Origin of the sequence: Oxalobacter paraformigenes, from assembly GCF_000158475.2 — a bacterium.
Lineage (GTDB): Bacteria > Pseudomonadota > Gammaproteobacteria > Burkholderiales > Burkholderiaceae_D > Oxalobacter > Oxalobacter paraformigenes.
This window is the reverse complement of record NZ_KI392030.1, coordinates 655853-682183: the sequence shown is the minus strand read 5'-3', so window position 1 is coordinate 682183 and position 26331 is coordinate 655853. Positions and strand designations below refer to the sequence as shown.

Here is a 26331-nt window from a genome sequence, read left to right as displayed (position 1 = left end):
GGTTCTTCTTTCGAAGTCCTTACTTTCTCTTGCGAACGTTTGTTTCTTTTTTACCTCTCAACAAACGTCCACACTTATCATCTGTTCTTTTTTAAAGATCGCTTCGTCTTACCACCCCTCCACTCTCCGATAAAGCGTTTTGTTTATCATCAGCAGAGAAACGAAATTATGTACCTCTTTTTATCACCTGTCAAGCCTTTTTTTGATTTATTTTACAAAACCTCCAAAAAACCTGACCTCTCCTCTCCTCTAACAGCTACCTACAAACCACCGTAAAGCAGAGAAACAAAATTATCTACCCCTATCACTCAACATGTCAAGACACATCACACTCCATAACCATTAACGTCTCTTTTTAGCAAATAACTCATCCATAAAAAGTTTTCATGCAAAAACCTGTACATCAGACGCTATGAGAAAGAGCGGAAAAAACCTGGAAGTATTCGGGAAATGTTTTGGAAACGCACCGGGGATCATTTATCCTGATTTTTGCTCCCATCCTGTTAGGACTGCAAAGACAGGCCAATGAAAAACACATCGCCATACGGTGATCGTCATAGGTATCAATTTCGGCATCGAAAATCCGCTTGCCGGGAGTGATTTTCAGCCAGTCTTCGCCTGCTTCAACCCCGGCACCCAGTTTTTTCAGTTCTGTTGCCATGGCTACTATCCGGTCTGTTTCCTTGACGCGCCAACTGCCTATATTACGCAACACGCTTGGGCCATCCGCATAAACGGCAAGCATGGCTACTGTCATGGCAGCATCGGGAATCAGATTGAAATCCTCATCAATGTGTTTCAGGGAACCACCGGACGAAACCTCAATGAAATTGTCGCCATACACCACCTTGGCACCCATTCTTTCCAATACATCGACGAAACGGACATCTCCCTGAATACTGTTGCGACCTATACCTTCCACTCTGACCGGGCCGCCTGCAATCGCCGCTGCCGCGAGAAAATAGGATGCGGATGAGGCATCTCCTTCAACATGCACCGTTCCCGGACTTTTGTAAGTTTGCCCTTTTTTCAGGGTAAAGGATTCCCAGCCATCACGTTCAACCTCAACCCCGAATACACGCATCAGATTGAGGGTAATTTCAATATAGGGTTTTGAAATCAGCTCACCGACCACATGGATAGTGACATCATGTGTACGCGCCATCAAGGGCGAAGCCATCAGCAAAGCGGTCAGAAACTGGCTCGATACATTTCCGCGCACCTTAAGGTCATGGGAGTGGATATGGCCGTCACGAATCCGGATCGGAGGATAACCCCGATTTTCAACATATTCGATATTAGCGCCGGATTCATTCAGCGCATCGACCAGATCGCCAATAGGCCGCTCATGCATCCTTTTGATACCGTGCAACAGGAAATTCCCTCCGAGAACGGCGAGCGCAGCTGTCAAAGGACGTATCGCCGTCCCGGCATTTCCCAGAAACAGATCCGCTTCTTTGACCGGCAAATTCCCTCGTGTTCCGGTAACGACACACGCATCACCTGTTTCGGTCTGCAACCACGAAATGCCAAGATCCTGTAATGCCTGCAGCATGACTGTTGTATCGTCAGAAGCGAGAAGATCTTTTATCACTGTTTTTCCATCCGCCAGTGCAGACAGCAACAATGTCCGGTTCGATATACTTTTGGAACCGGGAAGACGTACTGTTCCGGAAACGTTCTTGACCGGCGATAGATCGATATATTTAGGATAATGAGGCATCGGGCAACTACTTTTTCAGTTCGGAATTTTCAATCGTATTGAGCCAGTTCATTCTGGCCTGCTGCGCATTGGCATAAATTTTTTCAAGTCCGTGTCCATCCGCTTTTTCAACCAGATCGCGAATATGTTCCAGTTCTTGCAGATAAGCATCCAGTTCCGTCAACAAATGGGCACGGTTAGCCAGCGTGATATCACGCCACATTTCAGGTGAAGAACTGGCTATTCTTGTAAAATCCCGAAACCCGCTGGCGGCATACTGAAAGAACATATCCGATTTTGAATGCTTGGCCACATAATCGACGAGCCCATAAGCCAGCAAATGCGGCATATGACTGACGGTGGCAAAAACATTGTCGTGATCCTCGGGCGTCAGATAATGAATGACCGAACCGCATTGTTCCCACAAGCCCGCTATCTTTTCAATAGCATCTTTACGGTTTTCAGGAAGTATTGTAATCACCGTTTTTTTCCCGGCAAACAAGTTGTCAACCGCCGCTTCAGGGCCATTCATTTCACGTCCGGCAATGGGATGAGCCGGAATAAAGCAAGCGATTTTTTCATTCAAGACCTGCCGTGCCATGGTGACGACATTGGTTTTGGTGCTGCCGGTATCGGTCACGACAATGTCAGAAGACAAATACGGTCTTACCATTTTCAGTACACTGGCGGTTTGCGCAACCGGGACGGCCAGGACCAGCAAATCGGCATCCTGAAAAGTTTCCCCTAATGGCGATCCTGCATCATCGACAATACCGAGAGCATGCGCACGGCTCAGGATTTCTTTATTCCTTTCCAGTCCGACAATTTTTCCCGAATAGCCTGCTTTTCGCAAAGCCAGCGCAAGCGATCCCCCAATCAGACCGATGCCGCAAATCACAATTTTTTTAAATGGAACCACGAATTCAAGCCATTATTTCTTTCAACGCTTTAACGAAAGCCCGGTTTTCTTCAGGCAACCCGATTGAAACACGCAGCCACTTCGGCAATCCATAGGCATTGACAGGACGCACAATAATGCCCTTTTTCAACAGTTCCAGATTGACCCGGGTACCGGCCCCATCGTCATTCCCGACCCTTACCAGAACGAAATTCCCATGCGATGGAACATATTCCAGTCCCATTTCCTCAAACGCCCCAGTCAGATAACGGTAACCGTCGGCATTGATTCGTGCGCTTTTTTCCAGAAAAGTTTTGTCATTCAAGGCGGCGACTGCTGCTGCCTGAGCCAGTGCGTTCACATTGAAAGGCTGCCTTACCCGATTGAGAAGATCGGTCAGTTCAGGCTGCGCAAGACCGAATCCGACACGCAGTCCTGCCAGACCATATGCTTTCGAAAAAGTACGCGACACCAATAGATTCGGATATTTTTTCACCCATGCCGTGGAATCATACTGGATCGACGAATCCAGATATTCGTTATAAGCCTCATCAATTACAACGACAACATTCGAGGGCACTTTGTCAAGAAACGTTTCGATATCGACAGGCTGCAAAAAAGTACCGGTTGGATTGTTGGGATTGGCAATAAAAATCAGACGGGTATCGTCTCTGACAGCCTTTAGCATAGCCATTAAATCGTGACCGAAATTTACTGACGGCACCTGGATACCCTTTGCTCCTATTGCTTTCGCAACGAGGGCATATACCAAAAAAGAATACTCCGAAAACAGGATGGACTGTCCCGCCTGAACAAATGTCCGTGCCGCCAGATCGAGAATATCGTTGCTGCCATTCCCCAAAGTAATCCAGCTCTGCGGGACATCGTACCGTTCAGAGAGGACTTTCTTCAGTTCGAAACCATTCGCATCCGGATAACGTCCGGTTTCATCAAGCACGTGTTGAACAGCCTGTTTGGCTGAAGGCGGCATCCCGCAGGGATTTTCATTGGAAGCGAGCTTGACGATTTTCTGCGGATCCAGCCCGAATTCGCGCGCAACTTCCGAAATCGGCTTGCCTGCCTGATAGGGTGCAATAGCGCGGATATACTCTGGTGCGAACTGATTAGACATGATAATTTCCGTATAACGAACTAAATAGGATAGGAACCAAGCACTTTGAAATAGACGACCCGATCCTTCAACTCGGCCAATGCCCGTCTGACTTTTTCTTCCCGGACATGGCCATCGATATCTACAAAGAAGTAATATTCCCAGTTTCCGGTTTTTGCCGGTCTGGATTCCAGACGGGTCATTGATACATCATACTTTTCAAGCGGCTCCAGCATTTTATACACTGCGCCCGCTTTATTCTGGACGGACAAAAGAAGCGATGTCTGATCTTTTCCGGACGGTTCCGTTTCCTTTCGGCCGATAACGGCAAAACGTGTCCGGTTTTGCGGTTCATCCTGAATATGAGCGTTTACAACCTGAAGGCCGTAACGTTTAGAGGCCATCTCACCGGCAATAGCCGCAACTTCGACATCTTCACTGGCAATACGCGCTGCTTCCGCATTGGAAGAAACAGCATGCCTCAAAATATTGGGGTAATGCTGATTGAGCCAGCCTTGACACTGCGCGAGAGCCTGTGAATGCGCGCAAATCGTATGAACGCCATCCATTTTTCCGCTCAACGTCATCAGATTATGCTGTATGGGAATGGACACTTCGCTACCAATGGTCAATGGAGTCTGCATCAACAAATCCAGCGTCCGGTTAATGGCGCCTTCGGTCGAATTTTCGATCGGAACCACACCGAAATCAGCTGTTCCGGCTTCCGCTGCACGAAAAACCTCGTCAATGGAACCGCAAGGTAACGCATTCACTGCCATTCCGAAATAACGGTAAACAGCCTGCTCCGAAAAAGTACCGGCCGGCCCAAGATAAGCGACGATTATTTTCTTTTCCAGCGCACGGCATGCCGACATGATTTCCTTGAAAATAGTTTGCAGCTCGGTGTTTCCCAAAGGGCCAGGATTGCGTTCTGCAATCCGTCTCAACACCTGTGCTTCCCTGTCGGGCCGGAAAATCGGTGCATCCACTTTATTCTTGACATGCCCCACTTCCTGAGCCACTTGCGCTCTACGGTTCAACAAATCCAGTATACGGGCATCGATTTCATCGATCTGATCCCGTAGAGGTTTCAATAATTTTTCCATGAATTAAAAAACAGATGCTGTGCTACCTGAATGAAAATTGCTCGAAATGAATTTTGCGAGGAATCATTGTAAGGCATAACTGTTCAATAACCCAGTATCGGGCAATACATAAGCGTTAATGTTTTTGCTCAAAAGCCCGCATAAATGCAACAAGCGCCTCAACACCTTCAATCGGCATGGCATTGTACAAAGACGCACGCATTCCTCCCGTCAGACGATGACCTTTCAACTGCAAAAGACCGTTTTTCGCAGCCTCGGCAACAAACTCGTCATTTAAAGATTCATCTTCAAGAAAAAAAGGCACATTCATTCGGGAACGACTTTCTATCGATACTTCATTACGGTAAAAACCGCTGTGATCAATAAAGTCATAGAGCATGGACGATTTTTCAATACTTTCCTGTTCCATACGCAAAACTCCTCCCCTTTTTTTCATCCATCTGAAAACGAGACCACAGATATAAATGGCATAGGTAGGAGGCGTATTGAACATGGAATTGTTCTCTGCCACGTTTTGCCAATCGAAAACGGAAGGACAAAACGGCACGGCATATCCGATCAGATCTTCACGGACAACAAGAATGGTTACTCCGGCTGGCCCAAGATTTTTCTGCGCACCTGCGAATATGACGCCATATTTAGAAAAGTCGACAGGACGCGACAGTATCTCCGAGGACATATCTGCAACAAGGGGAACCGTTCCCGTATCGGGCGTAAAATGAAACTGGTTACCATTGATCGTCTCATTGGTGCACACGTGGATATACGCCGCATTGTCTGTTGTCTGCCACCTTTTCTGTGCCGGAACCGAAAGAAAACGGTCTTCCCTTGAGGAAGCCGCAATATTGACCTTTCCGTATTTCCCTGCTTCATCCAGTGATTTGCCAGACCATACCCCGGTATGGACAAAGTCCAGTGTGGAATTCGAACCGGGACGGTTAACCAGATTCATCGGAACGATTGCATTCATGGCCGTTGCGCCACCCTGCATGAAAAGAATACGATAAGAGACCGGAATTTCCAGAAGCTCGCGAAGGTCATCCTGCGCCCTTCTGATAATCGTATCGAACTCTCGCCCGCGATGGCTCAGTTCCATCACCGACATCCGACAGCCATGCCAGTCCGTCATTTCAGCGGCAGCCTGCGCCAACACCGTCTCCGGCAACATCGCAGGCCCTGCTGAAAAGTTATACGGACGCATCACTGTTTTTCTTCTTCCGAACCTTCCGGCACATCTTCAATATCCGATTCCAGAATACGCTGGAGCCCGCTTAGTGTCGTTCCTTCTTCTATCGAAATCAGGGTTACACCCTGTGTAGCCCGACCCATTTCACGAATTTCGGAAACACGTGTACGAATAAGGACCCCGCCTGTAGTAATCAGCATGATTTCGTCATTTTCGCTGACCAGTGTCGCTGCGACCACCTTGCCATTGCGTTCACTTGTCTGAATGGCGATCATTCCCTTGGTGCCTCTTCCATGACGGGTATATTCGGCTATCGGAGTACGCTTGCCAAATCCGTTTTCCGTTGCCGTCAGAACAGACTGGTTTTCGTCCCCGGCAACCAGCAGCGCAATCACTTTCTGTTCATCTTCCAGATTCATGCCTTTGACGCCACGAGCCGTTCTTCCCATCGGACGGACATCGTTTTCATCGAAACGGACGGCCTTGCCGGCATCCGAAAAGAGCATGACGTCATGATTTCCATCCGTCAACGCCGCGCCGATAAGGTAATCGCCTTCATCCAGACCAACGGCGATGATACCCGCCTTGCGCGGATTGCTGAAGTCGGTCAAAGGCGTCTTCTTGACCGTCCCCTGACTGGTCGCCATGAAAATGTAATGATTTTCCGGAAAATTCCGGTTTTCACCCGACAGCGGAAGAATGACGGTAATCTTTTCCTCCCCCTGTAAAGGGAACATGTTCACAATCGGTTTGCCGCGGGAATTACGCGAACCCTGAGGTACTTCCCACACTTTCAGCCAATACATACGGCCCCTGTCTGAAAAGCAGAGAATATAGTCATGTGTATTGGCGATAAACAGCTGATCGACCCAATCGTCTTCTTTGGTGGAGGTCGCCTGACGGCCACGGCCGCCACGCTTCTGGGCACGGTATTCAGACAAAGGCTGAGACTTGATATAGCCGCTGTGAGACAGCGTTACCACCATGTCCTGCGGCGTAATCAGATCTTCCGTTTCAAGATCGCTGGCATTCAATTCAATTTCGGAACGACGTGTGTCTTTCGCTTTCTCGGCATATTCGCCAATAACTGCCGTCAGTTCAGTGTCGATGATCTCCAGCACCCTTTCAGGTCTGGCCAGAATATCCAGCAACTCGGCGATCTGTCTCATAACATCGCCGTATTCGTTCAGAATTCGGTCCTGCTCAAGTCCGGTCAGACGCTGCAGACGCATCTGCAGGATTTCGGTCGCCTGTTCCTCAGACAATTTATAAAGCCCATCGGACTGTATGCCATATATTTTCGGCAGTCCTTCCGGCCTGAAATCGTCAACGCTGTTGGTATGTTCATTGCCTGTTCGTTCAAGCATGGAGCGTACGAGAGAGGAATCCCAGGAACGGGCCATCAATTCCTGTCGTGCAATCGGCGGCGTCGGCGCCGCGCGGATAATCGCGATAAAGTCATCGATATTGGCAAGGGCAACCGCCAGTCCTTCCAGAACATGGCCCCGCTCACGCGCCTTTCTCAACTCGAAAATTGTCCTGCGCGTCACCACTTCACGGCGATGAGCCAGAAAACACTCCAGCATCTGCTTGAGATTCAAAAGTTTCGGCTGGCCATCGACCAGCGCCACCATATTCATGCCGAAAGTATCCTGCAGTTGCGTCTGCTTGAACAGATTGTTCAGGACGACTTCCGCCACTTCATTGCGTTTCAGTTCGATCACCACCCGCATCCCGGATTTGTCGGATTCGTCGCGGATATCGGAAATACCGTCAAGTTTTTTCTCACGCACGCTTTCGGCAATCCGTTCAAGCAACGTTTTCTTGTTTACCTGATAGGGCAACTCATCAATAATAATTGCCTGCCGCCCGTCGCGACCGTGCTCTTCGAAATGGGTCCTGGCGCGCATGACAACCCGCCCCCGCCCTGTCCGGTAACCTTCACGAACTCCGGTTACTCCATAAATCAGGCCGCCTGTCGGAAAGTCGGGCGCGGGAATAATATCGATCAGTTCATCTATGGTGCAATCCGGATGGTGAAGCAGATGCAGGGAACCTCTTATGACTTCAGCCAGATTGTGGGGAGGAATGTTGGTCGCCATCCCGACGGCAATTCCCGAAGACCCGTTGATAAGCAAATTGGGAATTCTGGTCGGCAATACCGATGGTTCCTTTTCCTTGCCGTCATAGTTGGGAACGAAATCGATCGTTTCCTTATCGATATCGGCCAGCATCTCATCGGCGATTTTGTCAAGACGGCACTCCGTGTAACGCATGGCAGCGGCATTGTCTCCATCTATCGAGCCGAAATTGCCTTGTCCATCGACCAGCGTATAACGCAATGAAAAATCCTGCGCCATACGTACCAGCGTGTCGTAAATGGACTGATCGCCATGAGGATGGTATTTCCCCATCACTTCACCGACGACACGGGCGCATTTGACGTAAGGACGGTTCCAGGTATTGTTCATCTCGTGCATGCCGAACAGAACACGCCGATGCACCGGTTTCAGACCATCCCGGACATCCGGAAGCGCCCTGCCCACGATAACGCTCATTGCGTAATCGAGGTAGCTTTTACGCATTTCATCTTCCAATGAAATGGAAATGGTTTCTTTTGCGAATTGATCCATGAGATTGTTTCTGACAGACAGAATGAATAGGATTTGGATCCTGAAATTTCAGGACATGAAAACAGGATTTTACCACGCGGACAAGACAATCATTTTCAAATCTCGAATTTGTCATTAAGTAATTCTTTTCATTCGGATTTTATTTCCATACTCCAAGGTTCGACTTGATTTTTTCCGGTAGTCGATATATAAAATTGATTGTTGTGATCGTTAATGCTCTTACAGAGAAAAACTGTCATATCCGGTTGCGAAAAAGCGACAAATCGATAACAAAAGTTGATCTAACAAACAAAATGGAAAATTGTTTGAACTTCTTGGGTTATCTAGCAATCTCCAATATGTCAGAATAGCTGTAACGCATTATTAGAAGTAAATCGAATCTATAATGTGATTGTCATGTTATTGTTATTTCGAAGTTAGAAAAAATGCATGCGCAGCCTGCTGCGGATATCTCAACTAAGAGGGTAAATATGAATAAATTGCTTAAAGTTATTTTTGCTGCATCCGCAGTTGTTGCAGCCTCTGCTTCTGCACAGACGATGACCGAATATATGGCAAAAAAACCATACAGCGGTTATCTCCAGACCCAGCGCGACGTTATCGTTCGTAGCGGCACCGGCCTTTGCTGGCATACCGGCTACTGGACTCCGGCTGATGCAGTTCCCGGTTGCGACGGCCCGCTGACCCAGCCAGCCGCAGCAGCTCCCGTTGCTGTAGCACCTGTTCCAACCGCTGAAAAAGTAACTTATGCAGCTGATGCATTCTTTGATTTCGACAAATCCATTGTCAAACCGGAAGGTAAAGCGAAACTGGATGAACTGGTCAATGCCCTGAGCGGTCTGGATACTGAAGTTATCGTGGCTGTCGGCCACACCGACTGGATCGGTACCGATGCTTACAACCAGAAACTGTCCGAACGTCGCGCCAACGCGGTCAAGGCTTATCTGGTTTCCAAAGGCGTTCCTGCGGAAAAAATCTTTACCGAAGGTAAAGGCAAGAAACAACCTATCGCTGACAACAAGACGCGTCAAGGTCGTGCGAAAAACCGTCGTGTTGAAGTCGAAGTGGTTGCAAACCGCGGCGCAAGATCCTGATCGGTTTTTGCCGGATACAAAGACCCCGCCAATGCGGGGTTTTTTGTTTTCTGACGCTATAATCGAGGCTTGCCGATTATTTTCCTGCGCCCATGAATCGCGATCCGTCCGAATTAAACAAGTTCAATGCCGTTTCAGACAGCTGGTGGGACCTTCACGGACACTTTCGTCCATTGCATGACCTGAATCCGGTTCGCTTGCAATGGATCGCCGCACAAGTTCCACTGGACGGCAAAAACGTGCTGGATATCGGTTGCGGGGGAGGCATTCTGAGCGAATCGCTTGCCCAGGCAAACGCCAGCGTGACAGGAATCGATCTGGCCGAAAACGCGCTTGAGACCGCAAGAGAACATGGTAAAAAATCTGGCCTCGCAATCCGTTATCTCGCCGTTTCGGCAGAAGAATTCGCAAAACAGGAACCGGAACAATACGATGTAATAACATGCATGGAACTGCTCGAACATGTTCCCGACCCCGGATCGATCGTCAATGCCTGTTCAAAACTGGTCAAACCGGGTGGTCATGTTTTTTTCGCCACACTGAACCGAAATCTCAAATCCCTGTGTTACGCCATTATCGGGGCGGAATACATTATGCGCCTGCTTCCCAAAGGAACGCATCGTTTCGAGAAATTCATTACTCCCGCCGAGCTGTCCCGTTTTGTCCGTGCCGCCGACATGACCGTCACAGCCATTACGGGCGTAAGCTGCGATCTGGGCGCAAGAAAATTCAGCCTGAACAATAACACGCAGGTCAATTACATGCTTTCCTGCGTCAAGCCCCGCTAAACCATCCCAAGCAAAACCATGAATCAATCTTTTCCTCTTAAAAAGCCCAAGTTCGTTTTATTCGATCTGGACGGTACTTTGGCGGATTCCGCGCCCGATCTGGCTGCTGCCATTAATTCCGTCAGGCTCGAACGCGGCCTTCCACCTGTTCCTTATGAACAGCTCAGGCCGGTTGCTTCGGCAGGAGCGCCCGGGCTCGTCAATGCCGCATTTCATCTGACGCCACAAAACGATCAATATCCCGGCATACGCGAACGCTTTCTTTCTTTTTACTCAAATCACATTGCCGTTAAAACCACCTTGTTCAAGGGCATTCCGGAATTGCTGGAACAACTACGCAAGCTTGGAATCGGCTGGGGAATCGTCACCAACAAGGCAAGCGTACTGACCCGTCCGCTTATTGAAAAAATCGGACTGGGCGATGCAGATTGCGTGATATCGGGCGATACTGCATCGCGTCCCAAACCTTATCCCGACCCGCTTTTTGAAGCGGCAAAACAGTTGAACATCCGTCCTGAAGAAAGCTGGTTTGTCGGCGATGATTTGAGAGACATTCAGGCAGGCAAGGCTGCAGGAACGGGGACTATTGCCGCAAAATGGGGATACTGTACCGATCCATTCAGCTGGAAAGCGGATTACATTGCGGAAACCCCGGAACAAATCCTGAACCTGATTTATTCCGTGTACGCCATTTGAATATGGCCGTTCCTGTAAAAAAGGCCAGCGTCAAGCTGGCCTTTTTTACAGCAGTGCGAAATTACAAACCGGCCACTTCGCGCAATGCGGCTGCCTTGTCCGTTTTTTCCCAGGTAAATTCGGGTTCGTCACGGCCAAAATGGCCATACGCCGCAGTCTTGCTGTAACGTGGATGCAGAAGATCCAGCATCTGGACGATTCCCTTGGGCCGCAAGTCAAAATGATCGTTGACCAGTGCAGCGATTTTTTCGTCAGCAATAACACCGGTACCTTCCGTATTGACAGTAATATTGATCGGCTTGGCCACGCCAATCGCATAGCTGACCTGAATCTGGCACTTGTTTGCCAGTCCTGCGGCGACAATGTTTTTGGCGACATAACGCGCCGCATACGCAGCCGAACGATCGACTTTGCTGGGATCCTTTCCGGAAAAAGCGCCGCCACCATGCGGGCAAGCCCCACCATAAGTATCGACAATGATTTTACGTCCGGTCAGACCGCAATCGCCCTGAGGGCCACCAATGACGAACCGGCCTGTCGGATTGACCAGATAGCGGGTATCCTTCAGCCATTCGACAGGCATCACCGGTTTGATGATTTCTTCGATAACGGCTTCTTCAATCTGTTTGTGTTCGATTTCCGGCGCATGTTGAGTCGATAATACGATCGTTTCGGCACTGACCGGTTTCCCATCGACATAACGCAAGGTTACCTGCGACTTGGCATCCGGACGCAGCCATGGAATCCGGCCATCCTTTCGAAGCTGGGACTGGCGTTCGACCAGTCTGTGGGCATAATAAATAGCGGCCGGCATCAGTTCAGGCGTTTCATCACACGCGTATCCGAACATCAGTCCCTGATCGCCCGCTCCCTGATCCAGATCGATTCCCTTGCCCTCATCAACTCCCTGAGCGATATCGGGAGACTGTTTGTCGTATCCGACCAGAACAGCACAGCCACGGTGGTCGATTCCATAATCGTTGTTGTCGTAACCGATCCGTTTGATCGTATCGCGCGCCACCGAAATGTAATCAATATTGGCGGTAGTCGTGATTTCACCGGCCAGAACGACCAAACCGGTATTACACAATGTTTCTGCGGCAACCCGTGCATTGGGATCCTGCGTCAGAATAGCATCCAGAATCGCATCTGAAATCTGGTCTGCCACCTTGTCGGGATGTCCTTCAGAAACCGATTCCGACGTAAAAAGATAATCTTGTGCCATAAAAATAAGCTCCTAAAAAGGCCAATTGCTGTCGCAGCCAATTCAGCAGCCTGCGACGCTTTAGCGAAATTTATAGACCGCTTCGCAAGTTGTCCGTTAACTCAGCGGCAGCATTATTCTACGCCGAATTTTCCAGTTATCAAGAATCATTCCTGATGAATGAAATCCCGATAACCGGATCAACATCGTCATTCCTTTGAAATAACCGGCAAATCCCTGTTTTCCGGCAAAAAAGTCATGGGTATCTTTTCCTTTCCTGCAGAAATAACGAAATTTTTCCGACATTGGGCTATCATTGAATATTTCGATTTTTGACAAATTCCCTATAAAATTGTTTATTTTGAAAGTGCCCGCACAAGAATGTCCAGACGATTTGTTACCTCAAAGACCTCATACAATAAGCGGGAAATGAACGTATGAGGTTTTTTCTTTTCATTCTGTGGTCGTTACACTGGCTTCCCCTGCCTGTTCTCGGACGCCTTGGTAAATGGATGGGAACCCTTTCCTACTATCTGATGGGAAGCCGTCGCCACATTGCACTGACCAATCTCCGGCTCTGTTTTCCCGACATGCCGGAAAAAGAACGACGGAAAATCGCCAAGGAACATTTTCAGGGATACGGGCGCAGCATTCTGGAGAGGGGAATCCTGTGGTGGTCGTCCATTGAAAGAATCAGGAAACTTATTCATGTCGAACCTGCTGTTCCTTATGATGAAACGCGAGCCGGTCCCGTTATTTTCCTGTGCCCCCATTTTGTATGCCTTGAGATGCCGGGTGCCATCATCACTATGGATTCGCCGGGCTGTTCCATTTATACCGAACAGAAAAACAAGACTTTCGATGAGATGCTGCGGAAGGGAAGGATGCGCTTTCATGAAACCGTCCTGCTGTTTTCAAGAAGCCAGGGCATAAAACCGATTATTCGGGCCTTGCATAAAAATATCCCGTTCCTTATGTTGCCCGACATGGATTTCGGTTCCAAAGATGCCGAATTCGTCCCTTTTTTCGGGCAACCCGCTGCCACACTGGTTGCACCATCCCGTCTTGCAGCAGCAACCCGTGCAAAAGTCATTCCCGTTGTCGCAACGTTTCTGCCGGACTATAAAGGCTGGAAAGTCAAATTTTATCCGCCCTGGGAAAACTTTCCCGACAAGGATCCCTGGACATCGGCCAAACGCATGAACGAGTTTATCGAGCAGCGTATTCTGGAAGCGCCCTCCGAATATTTATGGACACACCGGCGATTCAAAACGCGTCCGGAAGGATTCCCTAAAGTTTATGCGGATAACAAGGAATGATCTTTGCCAACAGCACATGCATTAAATGGTCGATTTCCCCCGTTTCAGCTGACACTTTTCCTGTGATCGCCTATCATTTGTTTTTGGGACCGATCGTCGATTTCGGCTTATGAAACTGAAGTTTACAAAAATGCATGGTGCAGGAAACGATTTTATCGTTTTCGATGCTTGCACCCAAAAAGTTGACTTGACGGCAGAGCAATTCCGTTTCATTGCCGACAGGCGTTTCGGTATAGGTGCCGACCAGATCCTGATAGTGGAAAAACCTCAAAATCCCGCTACCGATTTCCGCTACAGAATTTTCAATGCCGACGGTGGCGAAGTGGAACAATGCGGCAATGGCGCGCGCGCCTTTGCCAGATTCGTCACCGTTTTCAACATGACAGATCGCAATCCGGTCAGAGTCGAAACCAAAGCGGGCATCATTGAATTGCGAGTGGAAAAAAACGGCAACGTAACAGTCAACATGGGCAAACCCGAATTCAGCCCTGACCGGATTCCGTTCGACGCCAGCGGTCTGAAAGGCAAGCCGGCAGGAGACGACATGATCTGGCCTTTGGCGCTTGAACTGCCCAAGGGCTTGCAAACGATAGAGGTTTCCCTTGTATCCATGGGAAACCCTCATGCTGTCCAGATCGTTGAAAACGTGGACAAGGCTCCTGTCGGTGAAACGGGCCCGCTCATTGAAAATCACGCGCGCTTTCCAAACCGCACCAATGCCGGATTTATGGAAATCGAAAACAGGCATTCCATCAAACTTCGCGTTTTTGAAAGGGGTGCAGGAGAAACACTGGCCTGCGGAACCGGCGCCTGTGCGGCAGTTGTCGCGGGGATACGTCGAAAACTTCTCGACTCTCCCGTTACCGTCAAGGCACGCGGCGGAACACTGGAAATTACATGGAATGGCAATGGACATGAGGTGACGATGACAGGCCCGGCTGTTATCGTTTTTAACGGTGAAATTGACTTGTGAGGCTATTGTGAAAATCGATCCAGAAATCTTCCGTGTTTTGGCCAATACCGACGTTCGTCTGAAAGACTGTCCGACTCTTATCAAGCCGTTTTACCGGTCCAAAAAAGAATATCGGCAAATGCTGGAGCGGGACACCGAAGAACTGAGCGACCAGCAAAGTGTCCTGAACGCTTCCGGAAAATATGCCTTGCTTCTGATTTTCCAGGCCATGGATGCAGCCGGCAAAGACGGCGCGATCAAACATGTCATGTCAGGGGTAAACCCGCAAGGTTGCCACGTACACAGTTTCAAACAGCCCAGTGAAAAAGAACTGAAACACGACTTCTTGTGGCGCGCCGTTTGCGAACTGCCGGAACGCGGAGAAATCGGCATTTTCAACCGCTCTTACTATGAAGATGTCCTGGTTGTACGGGTTCATCCGGAGATTCTCGACAAACAGAACTTGCCGGACATGAAAGCCGGCACGGACTTGTGGGAAGAACGTTACCGATCCATACGCGATCTCGAAGCGCATCTTCATCGCAACGGGACCCGTATCATCAAATTTTTTCTGCATGTCTCCAAAGAAGAACAGCGCAAACGTCTGCTGGAACGGATCGATACGCCGGACAAGAACTGGAAACTCAGTCTTGCCGACTTCGAGGAAAGAAAATTCTGGAATCAGTACATGGACGCTTTCGAAAAGTGCATTCTGGCGACCACTACAGATGACTGTCCCTGGTATTTCATCCCGGCTGACGATAAAAACAATGCCCGACTGATTATCAGTTCCATCATCCTCAAGACGTTGAAAGAACTGAAACTTTCCTATCCTCACGCCACAAAAAAACACTACCATCAGTTGGAAATGCTTCGAAAGAAACTGGAAGAATAAGTTTGAAAAACTTCCCCTGGCCAGTACAGGGACATGGAAAAAAGAATGTTTTTATTTAATAAAAGCCCGGAAAAAGGAAGAGGCTTTTTCCGGGCTTTTGAAAAAACCTTGACCCCGGAATCTCCTGCTGCCTCCTCTCTTCGGCACCCCTTCAGCATCTCTTTCTGCCGAAAATTTTTAAAAGATAATTGACAATCATTTTCAATAAAAAATAGGCCGTTTAAGTGGCATGGCACGACCTCAAAAAATTGTAAAATTTTTCAATAACCTGTTGATTTTATTTAATTAACAAGAAATCCCGCTTTCGTCCAGTTCCACCCGTTCAGGTTTTCCGCGACGGATTTTATTGCAAAAACGACATCATACTCCACCCCAAAAACGGGAACGCGCTCTGCAGGAATTTTAAAGTCGTGTTTTAATGTCAAACAATGCAGTGAACGCATAACGTAATACAGTTCATCAAACATTTTTTAACCATTACGGCCATTCCCGGGATGTTTGCGAATAGCCGGTACTATTTGAATTATCATCAAGGAGAGAAACATGTCATCACTGATCAATACCCAAATCAAACCCTTCAAGGCACAGGCCTATCACAACGGGCAATTTGTCACCGTCACGGACAACGATCTGAAAGGTAAGTGGTCTGTTGTATTTTTCTATCCGGCAGACTTCTCTTTCGTCTGCCCGACCGAACTGGGTGATCTGGCGGACCACTATGAAGAATTCAAGAAAATGGGTGTGGAAATCTATTCCGTTTCGACCGATACCCATTTTGTTCATAAAGGCTGGCACGACGCTTCGGATACCATCAAGAAAATCCAGTTCCCCATGATCGGCGACCCGAGCGGCAAAATCAGCCGCGATTTCGAAGTCCTGATCGAAGAAGACGGCGTTGCCTTGCGCGGCACCTTCGTTATCAATCCGGAAGGTCAAATCAAGCTGTACGAAATTCACGATCTGGGTATTGGCCGTTCGGCTACAGAGCTGATCCGCAAAGTTCAGGCGGCACAATACGTTGCCAGCCATAAAGGCCAGGTCTGTCCCGCTTCCTGGCAACCGGGCAGCGAAACGCTGGCTCCTTCCCTGGATCTGGTCGGCAAGATCTGATTTTTATTTTGCGTGAGTCCGGAAAGTTCCAGGCAAAAGGCATTCCGGAACTTTTCGGACTGACAGACCGTTTTCCTTGCATCAGGCGATACGCCCTTCTCAACCGGACAGAGAAACATGCTCGACAATCAAGTTAAAGAACAACTCAGGAACTATCTCGCTAAACTGGTTAATCCGATTGAGATAGTTGCCTCAATAAACGACACCGAAAAATCCAGAGAAATGACGGCTTTGTTGCGGGATATCGCCGAGCTGTCTTCCAAAATCACGATCATTGAACGAGCTGGCGAGGATAAAAGATCGCCCTCTTTCTCGGTCAATCGGCCAGAGGGAAACGTTCATATCCGCTTTGCAGGCCTTCCCATGGGCCACGAGTTTACTTCCCTTGTCCTGGCTCTGCTGCAGACAGGCGGCTATCCTCCCAAAGTCGAGCCCGACGTCATTGAACAGATCAAGCATCTGACGGGGAATTATGAGTTCGAAACCTATATTTCACTCAGTTGCCAGAATTGTCCTGAAGTTGTTCAGGCCCTGAACCTGATGGCCGTCGTCAATCCGGGCATTTCCCATGTCATGATCGACGGAGCCATTTTTCAGGACGAAGTCAACGAACGACATATCATGGCGGTTCCGACCATTTACCTGAATGGCAAGGAATTCGGTCAGGGTCGCATGAGCCTCAAGGAAATACTGGCAAAACTCGATACAGGCAGCGCCAAACGTGAGGCGGAAAAAATTTCCGCCAAAGCGCCCTTTGACGTTCTGGTTATCGGTGGCGGATCGGCCGCGGCGACATCGGCCATTTATGCTGCCCGCAAGGGAATCCGCACTGGCCTGATCACTGAAAATTTCGGCGGCCAGATTCTGAACACAACCGATATCGAAAACATCATCGCCATCCGGAAAATCGAAGGAACGCATCTGGCAGCGGTTTATGAAGATAACGTGAGAAATCACGATATCGACGTCATGATGCCCCATCGCGCCACCGGCCTCATTCCGGGAGAACTGATTGAAGTGCCGCTCGAAAACGGCGCTTCCGTCAAAAGCAAAACCGTTATTCTCGCCACCGGCGCCAGCTGGAGAAAAATGGAAGTGCCCGGTGAAGAAAAATACATCGGTCGCGGTATTGCGTTCTGCCCGCATTGTGACGGCCCCTTGTACAAAAACCGAAAAATTGCCGTTGTCGGCGGCGGCAATTCGGCTGTCGAAGCAGCCATCGATTTGGCCGGTATTGCCGAACACGTAACGGTACTGGTTCGCGGCACGAAACTGACTGCCGATACCGTATTGCAGGAAAAACTTTTCTCGCTGAAAAACGTCACCTTAATCACACAGGCTCAAACAGTCGAGGTAACGGGAGACGGCCAGAAAGTCAACGGACTGGTTTACAAGGATCTGGCTACGGCCACAAACCGCACGCTTCCTGTCGCAGGCATCTTCGTCCAGATCGGTCAGGTGCCGACAACAGACTGGCTGAAAGGAACTCCTGTCAAACTGAATGAAAAAAATGAAATCGAGGTAGATGTTTATAATAAAACTTCTGTTCCCGGCGTTTTTGCGGCCGGCGATGTGACTTCATCGCCTTACAAGCAAATCGTCATTGCCATGGGCGATGGGGCCAAGGCATCGCTGAGCGCATTCGATTACCTGATTCGCCATTAATTGAAAACTCTACGACAAAGGCCGTTATTGAATAACGGCCTTTTTTATTGATATCTTTATAAATTAAGATAAGCTTGAATCATTCATTCTTTTAAAAACAAACGAAAAATATGCAAACCGAAGAAAAAATCCGGAAAGCTGCCGAATTGATCCGACAGGCTGACGGTCTGCTGATTGGCGCGGGTGCCGGTATGGGTGTTGACTCGGGTCTGCCGGATTTCCGCGGGAATGAAGGATTGTGGCGCGCTTATCCAAAATTGGGAAAACATCGTATTTCATTTGTCGAAATTGCCAATCCGAACGCTTTTACCGACAACGCCCGTCTGGCCTGGGGCTTCTATGGACACCGTCTGCAACGCTATCGCGAAACGCAGCCTCACGAAGGTTTCGCCATCCTGCGAAAAATAGCAGAAAAACCGGCTCACGGCGCTTTTGTTTTCACCAGCAATGTGGACGGCCAGTTCCAGAAAGCCGGTTTTGATGAAACACGTATTGCCGAATGCCACGGATCCATTCACCACTTGCAATGCACCCTTCCCTGCTCCGCGGCTATCTGGCCCGGCAACGGAGTGAATGTTGAAATTGATGAAGAAAACTGCCAACTCCTTTCCGGCTTTCCCGTCTGTCCGGAGTGCAAGGGCTTGTCTCGGCCCAATATTTTGATGTTCAACGACTGGGGGTGGATATCCAACAGAACCGAACTGCAAATGGAACGTCTGAACAAATGGTACCGCAAAGTGAGCAATCTGGTGGTGATTGAAATCGGAGCCGGAGTGCACGTTCCGACAGTACGGCGGGCCAGCGAATCTTTCAACGTTCCGATAATCCGGATCAATCCGGACTATCCGGAAGTTCCGAAATCAAGCGATATTGGACTCGCACTTGGCGCGCTTGACGCTCTGCGGCTTATCGATGCCCGGATTGGACAAAGCGCATAAAAATACCCTTCCTATCCCAAAACTTAAATGACTTCAACAAAAACGACGGCGGAAGACCTCTGGAACGATGTCATTCGTGTGCGAGAAAAAACGCCACTGGTTCATAACATCACGAACCTGGTTGTCATGAGCTATAACGCCAATGTCCTTTTGGCGCTGGGCGCTGCCCCTGTCATGGCGCATGCCCGTGAGGAAGTGGCGGAAATGACCGCTATCGCCAGCGCACTGGTTATCAACATCGGGACCCTGCAATCTGAATGGGTGGACGCCATGAAGCTGGCCGCACATTCTGCCCATTCCCATCAGATTCCTGTCGTACTGGATCCGGTCGGCGCCGGTGCAACTTCCTACCGGAACAGGATCGTCGAAGAACTGCTGACCGATGCCAGGCCGGACATTATCAGAGGTAACGCTTCAGAAATCATGAGCATTGCCGGAGCCTCCGAAGCGACAAAAGGAGTAGAAAGTACCCGGTCATCGGATAATGCCGTGAATGCCGCCCGGAAACTGGCGATCGGTATCAATGGAACGGTTTGCGTTTCAGGCGAAACCGATTATGTTTTCGACGAAGCCGGCAGAAAAGCCAGCCTCAAAAACGGGCATGTCTGGATGACCAGAATCACAGGGACGGGTTGCTCGGCAAGCGCCATGATCGGCGCTTTTTCCGCTGTCCAGCCCGATCACTGGCGCGCGACTGCTGCTGCCATGGCTTATATGGGAATAGCGGGAGAAATGGCTGCCGAATTGGTCATTTCCAAGGGGCTGGGCATTGGATCGATGCAAATTGCTCTACTCGACAGACTGCAACTAATGACAAAAGACGACTTTCTGACTCGCCTGAAAATGTCGGTCGATTCCTGACAGTTCGCAAAAACATCCCCAATCGACAAGAAGTTTCAACAAAAAAACGCTGAATATTTCAGGTTTCACGCAACCGAAGCCATGCGTGCCAGCGCTTTTCGCCGTTTCAATTCGGCCCGTTCGGCACGCTGAATTTCAGCTTCCTTCCTGCTCAGCAGGCAACCGCACCATTTTTGGCGATAAAGGCCCAGTTCCTTGGACAGATTGATTCCCTCGTACCAGTAAGGCCGGAAATCCCGATACAAAAACGATACTCCCGTTTCCCTGGCCACTTGTTCCGCGACCTGACAGATGGCTTCGTGATGCTGATAGCGGGAATACAAAAGGCTTGTCGTAAAGAAATCGAATCCCCGCCTTTTGGCTTCAAGCGCTACCGGAAGCAAACGCTGCCGGTAACAGGAAACGCAACGTTCCCCTTCTTGGGTAACTCCATTCAGTTCCCGGATCCATTGCGCCGGTTTTAGCGCGTCGCCGGCAAAAACGAGCGGATAATCCAGCTTTTCGGCAGCAAGCTGTGCGGAATCCCGGCGCAGCCCATACTCCTCTTCAGGATGAATGTTGGGATTGAAAAAGAAAGCGGTCACATTAAATCCTTCTTTTCGCAAATGGACAACCGGCATCAGCGAACAGGGACCGCAGCATATATGCAGAAAAACCCGATTTTCTTTCGTTTCCATATACTCTGTCATACCCGGAATTTGCTTATTCAACACGAACACGATAACTCAAAGTAGCCTGACCGCCAGCCGGTACGGCAACCCGCCAGACAGCTGTCGTTCCGTCTTTCGTATGCGGATAATTTTCCTGCAAAATCTGCCAGCTTCCCGGAATCGGTTCCCTGACTTGAACAGTAACCCCCGTGCTCTTTGCGTTTTTCAGCACGATCGTATAAGCGCTTTCATATTTTCTGACTGATTGATTCTCTGACGGCACTGTTTTAAACAGGGTTTGCTTTCTCGACCCCGTCACATCGAAAGATTCGCCCATTCTCAGAGTGACGTCATCATTGGCCGGAGTGTGAGACATCCTGCTTTCGCCAAGAAACTGCTGATTGCCGCGACCGTCTGTCTGGTAAAAACGAACGATCCCGCCGGGCAAAGGCATACCCAGCCGGTTGTTTTTGGCATTCCTGAATTCAACCGTCATAGTGACCGGCAAACTGTCGCTGACATTCGGCATACGACTCCGGTAATAATAGTTTCCGCCATCCAGTATCCATTCTTTTTTTACCTTTACATCACTTGCACTTAGCAGAGCATACTGTCTTGATTGATTATTGGACAAGGTCACTTTATGGGGAAGTGTGTACAAGTGATAATCCGAAAAGGACTCCTGCGCAATTTCGTTACCGGCCGGTACAGCATCGAATTTTGCAGACCGTGCGGCCGCTGCCATCAGCATCGGCCGGGCATTGGTCACATTGGGACTACCTGCCATCAACTGGACGTTCGCATTCCTGAATTCGGTACCACTGTTATTGCTGATGGCGGCCCAGCCTGAAAGATCCATTCTGTTCTCTCCGGCATTCAACAGGGCCACATAATTGGCGTTCCAGCCGATGCCACTCGTCAGATAATCCAGCTCAAGCTGCCGGCTCCCGCTCACTTTGCTTGCCAGCTCAGCCGTCAAGGTAGGGCTGGCCTGCAATCCCTCGGGGATACGCTCGTAAACGAGCCGTCCGGGTACATTGGTTTCGATCCGGTCTCCCATTTTAAGGACGATACCGTTTCGGGCAGACAAAACCTGAGCCGATTCCTGCGTTTCCGCGCCTGTCGCCGGATCGGTTTTGATCACCCTGACCGTTTTGCCGACATAACTTTCCAGCAGCGTTTGTGGAGACAAGAGGTTATTGTCGAAATAAATCTGGGCCACACTGATCTTTCCGGAGACGGTATCCCTTAGCATAACTGTTTCCGGCTGAATCCGCTCACTGATATCGACGAACTGGACTTTTAAGGCTCCGTCTTGCAAAGGCACCTGTCTGACGTCCCTTACCAGAGCCAGATCGCGCTCATAAATCGTCAGAGAAAGCTGTTTCTGATCGTTTTTGCCGGTCTGCAAAGTCGGTATGGCAAAAACGACTGGCGTCACGAAAACAAGCGAAAACAGAAAAGAACGTTTAAACGTATTCATCTCTAACGGCTCTCCGTAAAAGTTGTCTGAAATAGCTGACTTTAGGCAAAACAGGAAAATCAATTCAACGATCAGCCAGCCCTGTTTTCACAGTTTGCTTCACTGACTGTCAATGTACAGCTTTTTTACGTTTGAATACAAAATGCCCGAAAGATTCCGGAAAGCTTCCTTTTGTCCTTATAAAAAAACAGGACAAAGAGAATTGTCCTGTTTTTTGCAAACCAAACGCCTCAGATAACCGCCAAAGCCTGATCCAGATCGGCAATCAGGTCTTCCGAGTGTTCCAGTCCGACAGACAAGCGGATCATGTCCTCGCTGACCCCGGCTTTTTTCAGTTCCTCCGAACTTAACTGGCGGTGGGTAGTCGATGCCGAATGTGTGGCCAGAGAACGGGCATCGCCAATATTGACCAGCCGGGTAAACAGCTTGAAAGCGTCCAGCACTTTGGCGCCTGCCTCGCGTGCGCTCATGCTTCCCGACGGCTTGACACCAAAAGACAGCAAGCTCGGCGCTTTGCCATTCATGTATTTCTGAAGCAACGCATGATCGCGATGATCGGGCAATGCCGCGCAGTTTACCCAGGATACTTTCGGATGATCGTTCAGGAATCTGGCGATCGCCAGCGCATTTTCACAGGTTCTGTCCATACGCAGCGGCAACGTTTCGACACCCTGCAGAATCAGGAAAGCGTTCATCGGCGAGAGTGCTCCCCCCATATTCCGCAACGGCACTACCCTGGCCCTTGCGATATAGGCAGCATCGCCGAATACATCCGTATAAACGACGCCATGATAGGAAACATCCGGCTCGCTCAAACGCCTGAATTTTTCCCGGTTTTCTTTCCATGGAAATTTGCCGCTATCGACAATAGCGCCCGCAAGACTGTTTCCGTGGCCGTTCATCGATTTCGTCAGCGCATGCACGACAATATCGGCGCCCCATTCAAAAGGACGGCACAAATAGGGCGTCGGCACCGTATTGTCCACGATCAGCGGAATACCGTGAGCATGAGCGATATTGGCCAGTTTTTCAATATCGGTCACATTGCCGAGCGGATTGCCGACGGATTCGCAGAAAATGGCCTTTGTCCTGCTGTCGATCCGCGCCGAGAAATCATCCGGCAACAAAGGATCAGCAAAGCGGACTTCAATGCCATACTGGGGAAAAGTGTGGGCAAAAAGATTATAGCTGCCGCCATACAGCGTACTCGACGCGACGATATTGTCACCGACTTCTGTAATGGTCTGGATAGCGTAAGAAACAGCCGTCATGCCGGACGCCAGCGCCAGTGCGCCGACACCGCCTTCAAGTGCGGCAACACGTTTTTCCAGTACGTCGTTCGTGGGATTCATGATACGGGTATAAATATTTCCCGGCACTTTCAGATCGAACAGATCGGCGCCGTGCTGTGCGTTGTCGAAAGCGTAAGCTACGGTCTGGTAAATAGGGACGGCAACCGATTTGGTTACGGGATCCGGAGAATAACCGGCATGAATCGCAAGAGTTTCAAATTTCATGATCAATAATCGCGGGATGAATAATAAGGATGTTTCACATTGTACAGATTGATACGAATCCGTACAAAAAGCAAACTAAACAAGCCGATAAGGATGGGTATAAACGGTATGGCTTCCTTGCCGGACAAAACCGACCAATGTCAGATTGATGGCATCGGCCATACGCACCGCCAGTGCCGTTGGCGCCGATATGGCTGCCAGCATGCCGATTCCGGCCGCTCCGCATTTCTGGACCATCTCGTAACTGGCCCGGCTCGTTACCAGAACCGCTCCGCACGAACGATCCGTTGCTTGCCGGTAAAGCGTCCCAACCAGCTTGTCCAGCGCATTATGACGCCCCACGTCTTCCCGGATTATCTCGACATTTCCGTTCCCGTCCAGCCAGGCGGCGGCATGCGTCGCTCCGGTCCGTTTTTTAAGGCGCTGGATTTTATCCATTTTTTCGAATGCCTTGTGAAGCATATCCATACTGAAAGAAGGATTTCCGGCAACACGGGGCGGCATTTTGACCGCCTGGGATAGCGAATCCGTACCGCACAGGCCACAACCGGTGCGCCCCGCCAGATTGCGTCTTCTTTCTTTCAAATACTGAAACCGCTCGCTGGCAATATCCAGTTCGATCCGGAGTCCGTTTTCAGCCTCGACCACATCACATGCATAAATTTCTTTTACGGAGGTCACAATTCCTTCGGTCAGTGAAAAACCCCATGCAAAATCTTCCAGATCGGCCGGCGTCGCCAGCATCACCGCGTGGGAAATGCCGTTATAGACCAGTGCGACAGGAACTTCTTCCGCGACCGTATCCTTCAGGCGCTGGATTCGACCTTTTTCCCAGCGATCAACAGTCAGTTCCGACGATTCCAGACAGTTATCCATGCATTTCCTCACGGCAAAAGCGCGACTACAACAGCCGATTCATCAACCGAAGCCTGAATCTGTCCGCCTGTTTCGATTTCTTCTCCGGCAGATGCAAAACCGACCAGTTGCAACCCGGGGAACAGTTCAATGGTAATTTCGTCTTCCTTTTCCCCTTTCGAGATACGGCTAACCGTACCCTGAAACTGATTGGCCGTGGAAAGACCGGAAGACCTCGCTTCCCCTGAAACCCGGACAGCCGTAGCCTTGCACATGGCCACCACGGCCAGTCCCGGTTTCAGAGCCAGAAGTTCGGCACTCGTACGCGTGATTCTGGCAACCAGAACCGCCATGCTTTCATGGACTTCCAGACAGACACGGACGATCTGTCCGCTCATTTTCAGCCCCTTGACGCGACAGGGCAGATAATTCCGCATGCTCGTTCTGATCGACAAATGCGAAAAACGCGCATCAATGGCATCGATTTTTTCTTCCCTGAACTCATCCAGCACTTCCTGCCGCTTCTTTTCCAGCGCCCCTGCGATCCGGAGCAGTTGCAATCCCTCATCCGTCAGTTTGGCTCCGCCGCCTCCGATACCTCCGACAATCTTTTCGACCAGCGAGACTCCCGTCAGATTGGTCAGGGTATCGATTGCCTGCCAGGCAGCCTTGTAACTGATACCGGCCTCCCGGGCAGCCTGCGAAATGGAACCGGTCTCGCCGATTTTCCGCAAAACCTCAATACGCTTGTCGGCCGTACCATAGGCAAATGCATTGGCAAGAGAAACTGGATCGCTCATTTTTTCCGTCAACCGTTCAAAAAACAAAAGTTTGAACAATTTTAAAATTGTTCTGCTAAAATTCGCTATTCCAATAATGAATAGCGAGACGCATCATGTTCAATTTTTTCCATTTACCCAAACTGCTGTTCGGCTTTTTTTTGCTGGGCGCCATGGCAATCGCGGCAGCTGAAACCGTTCACGTTGCCGTTGCCGCCAATTTTGTCGAACCGCTCAAGACGATTTCAGAACAATTCGAGAAAGCCACGGGCCATAAAGTCATGATCACCAGCGGATCGACCGGCAAAATCTATGCCCAGATCAAAAACGGCGCGCCTTACGACCTGTTTCTTGCAGCCGATGCCAAAACCCCGGCAAAACTGGAACAGGAAAACGCTATTGTACCGAAAAGCCGCTTTACCTATGCTATCGGCAAACTGGCATTGTGGTCTTCAAGGCCCGGTTACGTCGATAATAAAGGCGATATCCTGAAAAAACAGCCGTTCAGTCACCTTGCCATCGCTTCCCCAAAACTGGCTCCCTACGGTCTTGCGGCCATGCAAACTCTTGAAAAGCTCGGCCTTGAAAAAAAACTGCAGCCCAAAATGGTACAGGGAGAAAACATCGGCCAGACTTACCAGTTCGTCGCTTCCGGCAACGCTGAACTCGGTTTTGTCGCCCTGTCCCAGATTTACAAAGACGGCAAGGTGAAAAGCGGTTCCGCCTGGATTGTCGATACCAATGACTATCACCCTATTCGTCAGGACGCCGTCATGCTTCCCAAAGCCAGGGACAACGCTGCCGCAGTGGCATTGATGACATATCTCAAATCCGACGCATCCCGCCAGGTTCTTCAATCTTACGGCTACGCCTTGTAAGGGGCACCGAT

At 49.7% G+C, this 26331-nt stretch carries 23 protein-coding genes; 11 read left to right on the top strand and 12 right to left on the bottom strand.

Translation table 11 applies throughout. The features are described from left to right. Nucleotides 1-403: 403 nt before the first annotated feature. From aroA to gyrA, 6 genes are all read right to left on the bottom strand, one after another. Nucleotides 404-1723, bottom strand: a complete 1320-nt coding sequence (gene aroA / locus OFAG_RS03275) for a 3-phosphoshikimate 1-carboxyvinyltransferase (RefSeq protein WP_005878995.1) — start codon at nt 1721-1723, stop codon at nt 404-406. Between the two features lie 7 nt (nt 1724-1730). Next, nucleotides 1731-2621: a prephenate dehydrogenase gene (locus OFAG_RS03270; RefSeq protein WP_040719357.1), complete on the bottom strand. Its 891-nt coding sequence runs from the start codon at nt 2619-2621 to the stop codon at nt 1731-1733. A gap of 4 nt (nt 2622-2625) precedes the next feature. After that, nucleotides 2626-3732 carry a histidinol-phosphate transaminase gene (gene hisC / locus OFAG_RS03265; protein ID WP_005878993.1) on the bottom strand — a complete coding sequence of 369 codons (1107 nt, stop codon included), beginning with the start codon at nt 3730-3732 and terminating at the stop codon, nt 2626-2628. A gap of 20 nt (nt 3733-3752) precedes the next feature. Continuing rightward, on the bottom strand, nt 3753-4817 hold the full coding sequence (gene pheA / locus OFAG_RS03260; RefSeq protein ID WP_005878991.1) for a prephenate dehydratase: 1065 nt from the start codon (nt 4815-4817) through the stop codon (nt 3753-3755). A 115-nt stretch (nt 4818-4932) separates the two neighbouring features. Beyond that, nucleotides 4933-6021 carry a 3-phosphoserine/phosphohydroxythreonine transaminase gene (gene serC / locus OFAG_RS03255; protein ID WP_040719355.1) on the bottom strand — a complete coding sequence of 363 codons (1089 nt, stop codon included), beginning with the start codon at nt 6019-6021 and terminating at the stop codon, nt 4933-4935. Next, entirely contained in the window at nt 6018-8636 is a 2619-nt protein-coding gene (gyrA, locus tag OFAG_RS03250) for a DNA gyrase subunit A (RefSeq protein ID WP_005878987.1), read from the bottom strand. Before gyrA ends, serC begins: the two co-directional genes overlap by 4 nt. A gap of 470 nt (nt 8637-9106) precedes the next feature. Here gyrA and ompA point away from each other — a divergent pair, with 470 nt between their 5' ends. The 3 genes from ompA (at nt 9107) to OFAG_RS03235 (ending at nt 11214) form a co-directional block, all read left to right on the top strand. Then, a complete protein-coding gene (gene ompA, locus OFAG_RS03245; protein WP_005878985.1) occupies nt 9107-9730 on the top strand; it encodes an outer membrane protein OmpA in 624 nt (207 codons plus the stop codon). Between the two features lie 92 nt (nt 9731-9822). Beyond that, on the top strand, nt 9823-10518 hold the full coding sequence (gene ubiG / locus OFAG_RS03240; RefSeq protein ID WP_005878983.1) for a bifunctional 2-polyprenyl-6-hydroxyphenol methylase/3-demethylubiquinol 3-O-methyltransferase UbiG: 696 nt from the start codon (nt 9823-9825) through the stop codon (nt 10516-10518). An 18-nt stretch (nt 10519-10536) separates the two neighbouring features. Then, entirely contained in the window at nt 10537-11214 is a 678-nt protein-coding gene (locus OFAG_RS03235; protein WP_005878982.1) for an HAD family hydrolase, read from the top strand. 61 nt (nt 11215-11275) lie between these two features. Here OFAG_RS03235 and metK read toward each other — a convergent pair whose 3' ends face one another. Further along, nucleotides 11276-12439 (bottom strand): methionine adenosyltransferase, encoded by a 1164-nt coding sequence (metK, locus tag OFAG_RS03230; protein ID WP_005878980.1) that lies wholly within the window; start codon nt 12437-12439, stop codon nt 11276-11278. 416 nt (nt 12440-12855) lie between these two features. Here metK and OFAG_RS03220 point away from each other — a divergent pair, with 416 nt between their 5' ends. From OFAG_RS03220 to thiM, 7 genes are all read left to right on the top strand, one after another. After that, on the top strand, nt 12856-13737 hold the full coding sequence (locus tag OFAG_RS03220) for a lysophospholipid acyltransferase family protein (protein WP_005878978.1): 882 nt from the start codon (nt 12856-12858) through the stop codon (nt 13735-13737). Nucleotides 13738-13846: 109 nt separating this feature from the next. Beyond that, on the top strand, nt 13847-14710 hold the full coding sequence (gene dapF / locus OFAG_RS03215; RefSeq protein ID WP_005878976.1) for a diaminopimelate epimerase: 864 nt from the start codon (nt 13847-13849) through the stop codon (nt 14708-14710). Between the two features lie 7 nt (nt 14711-14717). Then, complete coding sequence (locus OFAG_RS03210) at nt 14718-15584, top strand: ADP-polyphosphate phosphotransferase (RefSeq protein WP_020994788.1); 867 nt, start codon at nt 14718-14720, stop codon at nt 15582-15584. A gap of 543 nt (nt 15585-16127) precedes the next feature. Continuing rightward, nucleotides 16128-16694, top strand: a complete 567-nt coding sequence (gene ahpC, locus OFAG_RS03195) for an alkyl hydroperoxide reductase subunit C (RefSeq protein WP_005878971.1) — start codon at nt 16128-16130, stop codon at nt 16692-16694. 117 nt (nt 16695-16811) lie between these two features. Continuing rightward, a complete protein-coding gene (gene ahpF, locus OFAG_RS03190) occupies nt 16812-18359 on the top strand; it encodes an alkyl hydroperoxide reductase subunit F (RefSeq protein ID WP_005878969.1) in 1548 nt (515 codons plus the stop codon). 110 nt (nt 18360-18469) lie between these two features. Then, nucleotides 18470-19297, top strand: a complete 828-nt coding sequence (locus OFAG_RS03185; RefSeq protein ID WP_005878966.1) for an SIR2 family NAD-dependent protein deacylase — start codon at nt 18470-18472, stop codon at nt 19295-19297. 27 nt (nt 19298-19324) lie between these two features. Beyond that, nucleotides 19325-20158 (top strand): hydroxyethylthiazole kinase, encoded by an 834-nt coding sequence (gene thiM, locus OFAG_RS03180; RefSeq protein ID WP_005878964.1) that lies wholly within the window; start codon nt 19325-19327, stop codon nt 20156-20158. Nucleotides 20159-20223: 65 nt separating this feature from the next. Here the strand turns inward: thiM and OFAG_RS03175 are convergent, their stop codons facing one another. From OFAG_RS03175 to OFAG_RS03155, 5 genes are all read right to left on the bottom strand, one after another. Beyond that, complete coding sequence (locus OFAG_RS03175; RefSeq protein WP_005878962.1) at nt 20224-20835, bottom strand: epoxyqueuosine reductase QueH; 612 nt, start codon at nt 20833-20835, stop codon at nt 20224-20226. 25 nt (nt 20836-20860) lie between these two features. Next, on the bottom strand, nt 20861-22291 hold the full coding sequence (locus OFAG_RS03170; RefSeq protein WP_005878959.1) for a DUF4139 domain-containing protein: 1431 nt from the start codon (nt 22289-22291) through the stop codon (nt 20861-20863). A 230-nt stretch (nt 22292-22521) separates the two neighbouring features. Beyond that, the gene (locus tag OFAG_RS03165; RefSeq protein ID WP_005878958.1) at nt 22522-23808 is read right to left on the bottom strand and encodes an O-acetylhomoserine aminocarboxypropyltransferase/cysteine synthase family protein; all 1287 of its coding nucleotides are present in this window, start codon (nt 23806-23808) and stop codon (nt 22522-22524) included. 75 nt (nt 23809-23883) lie between these two features. Then, the gene (fdhD, locus tag OFAG_RS03160) at nt 23884-24684 is read right to left on the bottom strand and encodes a formate dehydrogenase accessory sulfurtransferase FdhD (RefSeq protein ID WP_005878956.1); all 801 of its coding nucleotides are present in this window, start codon (nt 24682-24684) and stop codon (nt 23884-23886) included. A gap of 8 nt (nt 24685-24692) precedes the next feature. Continuing rightward, entirely contained in the window at nt 24693-25463 is a 771-nt protein-coding gene (locus tag OFAG_RS03155) for a TOBE domain-containing protein (RefSeq protein ID WP_020994786.1), read from the bottom strand. 95 nt (nt 25464-25558) lie between these two features. Between OFAG_RS03155 and modA the strand changes: the two genes are divergently transcribed. After that, on the top strand, nt 25559-26320 hold the full coding sequence (gene modA / locus OFAG_RS03150; RefSeq protein WP_005878952.1) for a molybdate ABC transporter substrate-binding protein: 762 nt from the start codon (nt 25559-25561) through the stop codon (nt 26318-26320). Nucleotides 26321-26331 lie beyond the last annotated feature (11 nt).